General features: G+C 72.4%; 8 protein-coding genes and 1 pseudogene. 8 read left to right on the forward strand and 1 reads right to left on the reverse strand.

Going from position 1 to position 9676, the window contains the following annotated elements; genetic code table 11:
* Positions 1-31 precede the first annotated feature (31 nt).
* Positions 32-988, reverse strand: a complete 957-nt coding sequence (locus Voc01_RS36900) for a Gfo/Idh/MocA family protein (protein ID WP_203932307.1) — start codon at positions 986-988, stop codon at positions 32-34.
* Between the two features lie 114 nt (positions 989-1102).
* On the opposite strand from Voc01_RS36900, the gene Voc01_RS36905 reads away from it, so the two are divergent.
* From Voc01_RS36905 to Voc01_RS36940, 8 genes and pseudogenes are all read left to right on the forward strand, one after another.
* Complete coding sequence (locus Voc01_RS36905) at positions 1103-2350, forward strand: extracellular solute-binding protein (protein WP_203932308.1); 1248 nt, start codon at positions 1103-1105, stop codon at positions 2348-2350.
* Positions 2350-3234, forward strand: a complete 885-nt coding sequence (locus Voc01_RS36910; protein WP_203932309.1) for a carbohydrate ABC transporter permease — start codon at positions 2350-2352, stop codon at positions 3232-3234. Before Voc01_RS36905 ends, Voc01_RS36910 begins: the two co-directional genes overlap by 1 nt.
* Positions 3231-4103, forward strand: coding sequence for a carbohydrate ABC transporter permease (locus Voc01_RS36915; protein ID WP_203932310.1), 873 nt, complete (start codon positions 3231-3233; stop codon positions 4101-4103). The genes Voc01_RS36910 and Voc01_RS36915 overlap by 4 nt, the downstream gene beginning before the upstream one ends.
* The gene (locus Voc01_RS36920) at positions 4103-4807 is read left to right on the forward strand and encodes an amidohydrolase family protein (RefSeq protein WP_203932311.1); all 705 of its coding nucleotides are present in this window, start codon (positions 4103-4105) and stop codon (positions 4805-4807) included. Before Voc01_RS36915 ends, Voc01_RS36920 begins: the two co-directional genes overlap by 1 nt.
* Positions 4804-5523: an amidohydrolase family protein gene (locus Voc01_RS36925; RefSeq protein ID WP_203932312.1), complete on the forward strand. Its 720-nt coding sequence runs from the start codon at positions 4804-4806 to the stop codon at positions 5521-5523. The genes Voc01_RS36920 and Voc01_RS36925 overlap by 4 nt, the downstream gene beginning before the upstream one ends.
* A complete protein-coding gene (locus Voc01_RS36930; protein ID WP_203932313.1) occupies positions 5520-6653 on the forward strand; it encodes a DegT/DnrJ/EryC1/StrS family aminotransferase in 1134 nt (377 codons plus the stop codon). Before Voc01_RS36925 ends, Voc01_RS36930 begins: the two co-directional genes overlap by 4 nt.
* A 95-nt stretch (positions 6654-6748) precedes the next feature.
* The gene (locus Voc01_RS36935) at positions 6749-9067 is read left to right on the forward strand and encodes an NHL repeat-containing protein (protein ID WP_203932314.1); all 2319 of its coding nucleotides are present in this window, start codon (positions 6749-6751) and stop codon (positions 9065-9067) included.
* Between the two features lie 335 nt (positions 9068-9402).
* Positions 9403-9676: pseudogene (locus Voc01_RS36940) on the forward strand (beta-xylosidase); the annotation flags it as partial.

Consider the following 9676-nt stretch of genomic DNA (forward strand, 5'->3'; position numbering starts at 1 on the left):
TCCCGACCGTAACCGGGTTCCGGCGCGATCGTCAAGGATCGACCGGTGCCGCCGCCCGGGCGGCGACCAGCGTGCGGAGGACGGCGCGGGTCTGCTCCCACGGCACCGGGCTGGGCGCGCCGCCGACCATCGTGAGGAACGCCGCGAGGGTGTCGCGGTAGCCCAGCGACACCTCGGCCGCGCCGCCCGCGCCGCCCGCGCCGCCCGCGCCGGCGGCATTGCCCGCGTCGCCCGTGCTGCCCGGGGCGAGCACGACGCCCTCGTCGCCGGCCGCCGTGTGCAGCGTGACGTCGTAGGACTCGGTGTCGCTGGCCCCCAGCACCTCCACGACGCCGGCCACCCCGTCGGCCCAGCGGAGCAGGAGCAGCCCGGTGTCCTCCGAGCGCAGCGTCGGGTACCGCCGCACGGCCCGCACCGCCGACACCAGCTCCACGTCGGCGCCGAGCAGGGCGACCAGGATCTCCACCCCGTGCAGGCCCATGGTGACCAGGGTCCCGCCGCCCTCGGCCGGGTCGTCCTGCCACGGGTTGTATCCGGTCGCCCAGAGCCCGACGTCGTGGCGCACGGTGACCCGCGCCGACGTGACGGCCGCCCGCGGCACCGACAGCCCGGCGAGTCCCGGCGCGAAGCGCAGCACCGAGGTCGACAGCACCCGGTCGGGCGCCTTGGCGACGACCTCGTCGAGCGCGGCCAGCTGGGCGGCGGTCGCCGCCGCCGGCTTGTTGACGAAGCACGGCAGGTCGCGGGAGAGCACCTCGGCGAGGGCGGCGGCCACCCCCGGCGTCGGCACCGTCAGCACCACGCCGTCGGGGTCGGTGGCGAGCAGCCCGGCGAGGTCGTCCGCGACCGGCACGGTCGGGTGCCGGTCGAGGAACCGGCGCAGCCGGGCGGGGTCCGACTCCCAGACGGTCAGGTCGGCGTGCCCGCGCAGGCCGGCCGCGTCGGTGTAGGGGTGGCTGGTGGCCAGCCCGGCAATCGCGATCCGCATTGGTCGAACCTAATGCCAGGTCACGGCACGGCGGCGACCCCGACGATGGTCTTGACGCCGCTCAATGTGCCGCCTAGGTTTCGGTCTGGGCCGGTATCCAGATGGGGGCGCGTCATGAGAAGAATCGCAGCGGCCGGGCTGGCCGCCTTACTGGTGGGCACCCTCGCGGCGTGCGGCGGTGACGACGACGGTGGCGGGTCGGGCGGATCGGTCACCCTCTGGATGTACCCCGTGATCGCCGACCAGGCGAAGAGCCAGGAGTTCTGGGCGAAGGTCGAGCAGGACTTCGAGGCCGCCAACAAGGGCATCGACGCGAAGATCGAGCTCCAGCCCTGGGAAGGGCGCCAGGAGAAGGTCACCACGGCGCTGGCCGCCGGCAAGGGCTTCGACCTCGTCGTGCTCGGACCCGACCAGATCCCGCAGTACGTCGAGCAGGGCACCCTGGAACCGGTCGACAGCGCGCTGGACGGGGCGAAGAACACGTTCGTCGAGACGTCCCGGAACGCGCTGTCGGTCGACGGCAAGCTGTACGGCGTCCCGATCTACAACACCTCGACGCTGCCGGTCTACAACAAGGCCCTGCTCGACAAGGCCGGCATCACCGACGTCCCCGACACCTGGGACGAGATCAGGGCCGCGGCGCCGAAGCTCGCCGCACAGGGCGCGGCGACGCTGAACTACGTCGGCGCTCCGGAGGAGACCCTGAACCTCACGTTCTACCCGTGGCTGTGGCAGAACGAGGGCCAGGTCTTCGCCAAGGACGGCAGGTCCGTCGCGTTCAACCAGCCGGCCGGCGTGGAGGCCCTGCAGTTCCTCCTCGACGTGCAGAAGGCCGGCGGCCTTCCGGCGGGTGCGGCCACCCAGAAGAGCACGCTCGACGGCAGCCCCGTGGTCACCGGCAAGGCCGCCATCATGCCGGTCGCCCAGCTGAGCCAGCTCGCGCCGATCCGCACCGCGCTCGGTGCCGACAAAGTAGTTGTCGGGCAACCGATCCAGGGTAGGAAGCGGGTCTCGTTCGGGCTGCCCGGTGGTGTCGTGATGTCCAAGCGGTCGGAGAACACCGCCGCGGCGAGGAAGCTCCTCGCGTACCTCGCCACTCCCGACGTGATCGGCGGGCTGGCGAAGGCGTCCGGGTTCATGCCGACCCGCACCGACGTGCAGGTGGCCGGCGACGACCCGGCCGCCAGACAGTTCGCCGAGGCGCTGCCGCTGCTCTACGCCGGCGACACCCACCCGAAGGCCCGGCAGGTCATGTCGGTGCTCGCCCCGCAGATCCAGGCCGCGTTGCAGGGTAGGAAGACCGCCAAGCAGGCGTTGGACGACGCCGCCAAGGAGGCGAACGCCCTCCTCGGCAACAGCTGATGAAGGCCGACCCGCCCTGGCGGTACCGGTGGCGCGAGCCGGCGGCCGGCCTGCTGTTCGTGCTGCCGATGCTGGTGCTGTTCGTCGTATTCAGGTTCGTGCCGGCGCTGGGCGCCGTCGGCATGAGCCTGACCGACTACAAGATCAGCGGGGACTGGGAGTTCGTCGGCGCCGACAACTACCAGCGCCTGATGGACGACCCCGTGTTCCACGCCAGCCTGCGCGCCACGCTGGTCTACGCGGCGGTGTACGTGCCGCTGACCGTCGTGCTGTCGCTCGCGACCGCGTTGATGCTGAACGCGATGGTGCGCACCGTCGGGCTGTTCCGCGGCGCGCTGTTCCTGCCGTACGTCACCAGCTTCGTGCTGGCCGGGGTCATCTGGCTGTGGGTGTACCAGCTCGACGGTCTGCTCAACGGTCTGCTCGCCAAGGTCGACGTCGGGCCGGTCGACTTCCTCGGCGACACCGCGCTGGTGCTGCCGTCGCTGGCCGTCGTGTCGGCCTGGAAGGGCTTCGGGTACTCGATGCTGATCCTCGTCGCGGGTCTCAAGGCGATTCCGACGGAGTACCTGGAGGCCGCCCGGATGGACGGCGCCGGCCCGTGGCAACGGCTGCGGTCGATCGTGCTGCCGCTGCTGCGCCCCGCGCTGTTCTTCGTGCTCGTGGTGGAGACGATCGGCGCGTTCCAGGTCTTCGACACGATCTACGTGATGACCGGCGGCGGACCCACCCGGGCCAGCTACACGCTCGTCTACGGGCTGTTCGACCAGGGTTTCCGGTTCTTCGACTTCGGCTACGCCGCCACGATGGGCGTGGTGCTGTTCCTCATCGTGCTCGCGTTCTCGCTCGTGCAACGGTTCGTGCTCGACCGGGAGGAGACATGACGCTCGCACCCGCCCGCGAGAAGCCCGCGACCGCCGTCGCCACCGCCGAGGTCCGCCGGCGCGCGCGTCCGCGCCAGCTCTGGCTGACCGGGCTGCTGACCGTGCTGTCGCTGTTGACGGTCGCGCCGTTCCTGGCGATGGTCGTCGTCGCGTTGTCGCCGGCGAACGAGCCGACCGTGCCGTACGCGTGGCCGCGGACGCTGACGCTGGACAACCTCTCGGCCGTCGTGTCGAGCTCCGGCTTCCTCCAGTGGACGGTCAACTCGATCGTCTACTCGGTCGTGTCGGTGGTGGTCATCCTGCTCACCGCGGCGATGGCCGGCTACGCGTTCGCGAAGAAGCGGTTCCCGGGCCGCGACGTGCTGCTGTGGTCGTTCATCGCGACCATCATGGTGCCGTTCCAGGCGATGCTGATCCCGTACTTCGTGCTGGTGTCCAAGATGGACGGTCTGGACACCTACTGGGGCCTCATCGTGCCGACGCTCGCGAACTCGCAGGCGGTGTTCCTGATGCGCCAGTTCATCCGGGGCCTGCCCGACGAGCTGTTCGACGCGGCGAAGGTCGACGGTGCGGGGGAGTGGCGCACGTTCTGGCAGATCGTGCTTCCGCTGACCCGGCCGATTCTCGCCACGCTCGGCGTGTTCGTGTTCCTGTGGCACTGGAACGACTTCCTGTGGCCGCTGGTCGTCGCGCAGTCCGGTGACATGCGCACGCTCACCGTCGGCCTCGCCACCCTGCACGGAGAGGACGTTCCGCTGGCGCAGCTCATGGCCGGCGCGACGGTCACCGTGCTGCCGTGCCTGCTGGTCTTCGCGCTGCTCCAGCGGTACCTGGTGACCAGCATCGCCACCACCGGTCTCAAGGGCTGATGGTCACCGACGCGCACCGCCTGCTCGGCCCGCTCCCGTTCGACGACGTGCCCTCGGCGACGGTGGCGGGGCTGGTGGCCGAGCTCGACCGGCTGGCCATCGGCCGCGCGTACGTCACCCACACCTGGAGCCTGTTCGCCGACCCGGCGGGCGGCAACGACGAGCTGTTCCGGGCGCGGCACGAGCGGCTGGCTCCCGTGCCGGTGCTGGTGCCGGGCTTCGTACCGTCCACGATGGACACCCTCGCGAGGTGGCGGTGGAACGGGGTGCGGATGGTGCGCCTGTGCCCGTCGCGGCACCGGTTCGACCTCGGCGGGCCGGTGGCGGCGCGGTGGCTGAAGGCGTTGGCGGCACAGGGTCTCGCGGTGGTGGTCGACCTCGACGAGACGACCCCGGCCGCCCTCCGGGCGTCGACCACCGAGTACCGCGACCTGACCGTGCTGGTCGTGAACCCCGGCTTCCGGCGCCTGCGCGAACTGCGCGAGCTGCTCCGGGCGACGAGGCGGCTGTATGTGGAGACGGGGACGCTCACCACCCAGGGTGGCGTCGAGTGGTTGCACGCCAACGGGGGAGCGGGCCGGCTGGTGTTCGGCACCGGCGCGCCGGTGCTCGACGACGGCGGCCCGCGGTTCCAGCTCGACCACCTCGACCTCCCGCCGGAGACCGTGGAGCACATCGCGTTCCGGACGCTGGACGAGCTGTGATCCTCGACGCGCACGGGCACCTCGGGCCCTGGGCCGACTTCCACATCCCGGCGCCGCGGGCCGGGGACCTCGTCGCCATGGCCGACCGCCTCGGTGTCACCGCGATCGGCGTCTCGCACCTGCTCGCGGTCGGCGTCGACGCGCCCACCGGCAACCGCCGCGCCCTGGAGGCCGCGGACGCGTTTCCCGGCCGGCTCAAGGTCTGGCTGGTCGCCAACCCGCACCAGCGTTTCGACGAGGGCCTGCTCGACCATCCCGCCGTGTGGGGCGTGAAGCTGCACCCCGACGTGCACCGCTGCGCGCTGACCGATCCCCGGTACGGGCGGGTGTTCGAACTCGGCGTCCCGGTCCTCGCGCACGGGCAGACCGGCACCCCGTGGTCGGACCCGGAACGGTTCGCCGAGGTCGGCCGGCGCCACCCGACCGTGCCGCTCCTGATGGGACACGCCGGGCTCCTCCCCGAGGGCTTCCACCGCGCGGCGCGGCTGGTGGCCGACGTGCCCTCGGTGTACCTGGAGACGTGCGGCTCGCGGATGACCGGCCGCTGGGTGGCCCGCCTCGTCGGGATGCTCGGCGCCGGACGGGTCGTGTTCGGCTCCGACGCCTCGTTCCTCGACCTGCGCGTCGGGCTCGGCCGGGTGCTGCTCGCCCCGCTCACCGACGACGACCGCGCCGTCGTGCTCGGCGGCACCCTCGGCGGGATCGTCGGGCCGTGACCCCGGTCCGCACGCGGCCGTGGCCGTCCTGGCCGCCGCCGCTCGACGACGACCAGCGCCGCCTGCTGCTCGCCGTCGCCGACAGCGGACGCTGGGGCGCCACGCAGGGCCCGCACGGCGACGCGTTCGCGCGGCGCTTCGCCGCGGCCTGCGACGTTCCGTACGGCGTACCGGTGACCAACGGCACGATGGCGTTGTTCGTCGCGTTGAAGGCGCTGGGGGTCGGGCCGGGCGACGAGGTGATCGTGCCCGCCTACACGTTCGTCGCGTGCGCCACCTCGGTCCTGCTCGCCGGCGCGGTCCCGGTGATCGTCGACGTCCACCCGGTCCACCTGCACCTGGACGCCGACGCCGCGCGGGCCGCGACCGGCCCGCGCACGGCGGCGCTGATGCCGGTGCATCTCGCCGGCAGCCCGGCCGACCTGGATCCGTTGCTGGCGCTGGCTTCCGCGCGCGGACTGGCGGTGGTCGAGGACTGCGCGCAGGCGCACGGCGCGTCGTACCGCGGCCGGCCCGTCGGTGGTCTCGGTGACGCCGGAACGTTCAGCTTCCAGTCCGGCAAGGCGATGACAGCCGGCGAGGGCGGCCTGGTCGTGTGCCGGCGGCCCGAGATCCGGGACCGCGTGTGGGCGCTCTGCAACGTCGGCCGCCGCCGCGGCGGGGCCTGGTACGAGCACCCCGACGTCGGCTGGAACCTCCGGCTCACCGAGCTGCAGGCCGCGCTCCTGCTGCCCTGGCTCGACCGCCTCGACGATGAGCTCGACCGGCGCGAGGCCTTCGCGGGGGCGGTATCGGCCGGACTGCGGCGGGCCGGCCTGCCGGTGGAGGTGGTGCCGCAGCCGCCGGGCACCACGCGCGACTCGCGGCACCTGCTGATGCTGCGGTGCGACGAGCCCGTCGACCGGGCCCGGCTGATCGCGGCGGCCGCCGCCGAGGGGCTGCCGCTGCACCGCGGCTACCCGCCGCTGGGTTCGCTGCCCGCCGTGGCGGACGGCCCGGCCCGGGTTACCGACTGCCCCGCCGCCGAGGCCGCGTCGCGGCGGGTGTTCTGGGTGGAGCAGCGGGTGCTGATGGCCCCGCCGGAGGAGGCGGCCGACGTCGTCGCGGTCCTCGCGACGGTTCTCGGATAACGGTCCCGTCCGCAAGTCGGAAACTATTGACGTCCGACTACGCGATCTCTAGGTTTCGGTCAGGGCCGTATTTGGACCACCGAGAGGAAGCCCTCATGAGGCGAACCCTGGCCGCCGCGACGACGGCGCTGCTCGTCGCGTCGGTCGTGACCGTGGCGACGGCACCGGCCGCCGCGGCAGCCGTGCCACCGCCCACCACCCCACCGACCGTTCCCGCGTCGGCCGCCGAACAGCAGCGGCTGGCCTCCCTCGGCGTCCCGTTGCAGGACGTGCTCCTCATCGGCGGCACCGTGGCTCCCGGGCCGTCGGGCACCCCGGTGCTGTGGAGCGTCTCGTCCGGCGCGCCGGCCCACCTCAACGCCGTCGACCCGGCGACCGGCACCGCCGTCGCCCGCTACGACCTGCCCGGCGCCGGCGGCTCCTACGCGATCGACGCCGCCCCCGACGGCACCATCTACGTCGGCACCTACAACGACGGCAGGCTGTTCCGGTGGACCCGCACCGGCGGCGTCGTCGACCTCGGCCGGCCGCTGGCCAGCGAGCACTTCATCTGGGACGTGAAGGTCGCCGCCGACGGCACCGTCTTCGGCGGCACGTTCGGCGGCGGAAAGCTGTTCAGCCGCTCGCCCGGGGGCCAGGTGCGCGACTACGGCAAGGTGCACCCGACGCAGGCGTACGGCCGCGCGATCGCGCTGTGGGGCGACAAGGTGTACGTCGGCTCGGAGGCGCCCGGATACCTCACCGAGGTCGACATCGCCAGCGGCGCCAAGCGCGTCATCCCGCAGCCGACCGGCCTCGACCCCGCGACCACGTGGGTGTACGACCTCGACGCGGTCGACGGCTACCTGTACGCGCGCTACGGCAGCGCCAACCCCGGTCCGCTGTACGTGTACGACATCGCGGCCGGGCAGTGGCACGACCGGCTCGACTCCGCACACGGCCTCGAGGTGAGCCCGTCCGACGGGCAGGGCGGCATCTACCTGCTCAAGAGCAACGGACTGGTGCGCTACACCCCGGCGACGAAGACCGTCACCACGACGCCGCTCACGGTCTCCGGCCGCATCGGCAACACCCGCGGCATCGGCTGGGCCGAACTGGGCCTGCCCGACTACCCCGGGCGCAGCATCGTCGGCCTGCTCTGGCGCGGCCTGATGTTCCGCTACAACCCGACCACCGGTGCCCACTCGTTCGTGCAGACCACGATCCAGGGCGAGCCGATCGAGATCACCGCGATCTCCGACGGCCCCGACGGGCGCGTCTACACGGGTGGCTACCTGAACGGTGGCTTCGCCGCGGTCGACCAGAACACCGGTGCGACCACCGAGTTCCACACGTTCGGCCAGAGCGAGGCGATGGTCAGCCACGGCGACAAGCTGTACGTGGGTGTCTACCCCGACGCCCGGCTCTACGGCTACGACCCGGGGAAGCCGTGGAACAGCCCGGACTACTCGCCCAGCCCGGAGCCGCAGCCGGCCGCCAACCCGGAACTGCTGTTCACGATGAAGCCCGAACTGCAGATCCGCCCGCGCGGCATGGTGTCCACGGGACAGTACGTGGCCGTCGGCACGATGCCCGAGATCAACCTCCTCGGCGGCTACCTCGTGATCTACGACCCGGCCACCGGCCAGCAGATCACCAAGGAACGCAACGTCTCCCAGGACCAGAGCATCGTCGACCTGGCCTACCGGGACGGCATCGTCTACGGCGCGACCTCGATCTACGGCGGGCAGAGCGCGACCGTGCCCACGACCACCGAGGGCAAGGTGTTCGCCTGGTCGATCGCGGAGAAGCGCAAGCTGTGGGAGGTCGTGCCGGCTCCGGGCAGGCCGGTGGTCTCCGGGCTGACGTTCGACGACGCCGGCCGGCTGTGGGGCACCGCCGCCAACGAGGTGTTCTCCCTCGACGTCGGCGCGGCGCAGGTGACCACGCGGTGGAGCTACGGCACCGGCACCCCGATCGTCGGCGACATCGCGTTCAACCCGGTCGACCGGATGCTGTACGCCACCGTCGGCGGGCAGAGCTTCGCCCGCATCGACCCGGCGACGGGACAGCGGTTCGTGCTGCGTGCCCAGGCGTCGCGGCACGTCGACGTCCACCCCAACGGTGACGTGTACGTCAACTCCGGCAACGGTCTCACCGAGCTGTTCCGGTACGACCTGCCCGGCGGGCCGTGCCGGCACCCCGACCCGGCGGCGACGGTCGCCGTCCGCGACGCCGACAGCGGCGTGCCGAACAGGCCGGTGGCGGGCGGCTGCACGATCGAGGACCTGTTCCTCGACGAGGCCGCGTGGCCGAACCGGGCCGCCCTGGTGCTGTACACGACGGTCTACGCGACCCTGCTCAGGGTGACCGGCGTCCTCACCGCCTCCGAGCGCGACCGCCTCGTCGCGGCCGCGAGACGCGCGACGATCTGACGGGAAGCGGCGGGTCAACGGGGTGCCGGCATCGCCGGCACCCCGTTTCCGGCTTCATGGTCGAACCGATTCGCATCGACGATAGTCGTCGTCGTAGCGGCGTCAAGCGTGCTTTGACACGGTCGGCGCCGAGTTCCGTTGACACGGGGAGTGGGCTGCCCTACCGTTCACACGAATCGATTCGACAACGTGGGCCCACCATCCCCCCGCCCCGCCCCGGGTCGCGATCCTCCAGCCCCCACGGCCACGTACCGGCACGCCGCGCACGCCGAGCGCGCCGCCGGTGCCCGGTGACGGTGCATCCCCTGTTCCGCCCGACGACAGAGGAGATCCCAGTGCACCTGCCCAACGTCCGGCGATGGCGCCGACCCGGTGTCATCGCCGCCGCCCTGACCCTCGCCGCCGGCGTCAGCCTGACCGCGACGTCGCCCGCGGCCGCCGCCGACGAGTCGATCAGCGTCAACTTCGCCACGACCTCCGGCGCACCGACCTACCGCGCGTCCGGCTGGATCTACGGCATGACGGAGAACGCCGCCAACCCGCCGGACCACTTCTTCCGCGACGTCCGGTTCCGGTTCATGCGCGCCGGCGGGGCGCAGCTGCCGGGCA

It is taken from the genome of Virgisporangium ochraceum, from assembly GCF_016863655.1.
Classification (GTDB): Bacteria; Actinomycetota; Actinomycetes; order Mycobacteriales; family Micromonosporaceae; genus Virgisporangium; species Virgisporangium ochraceum.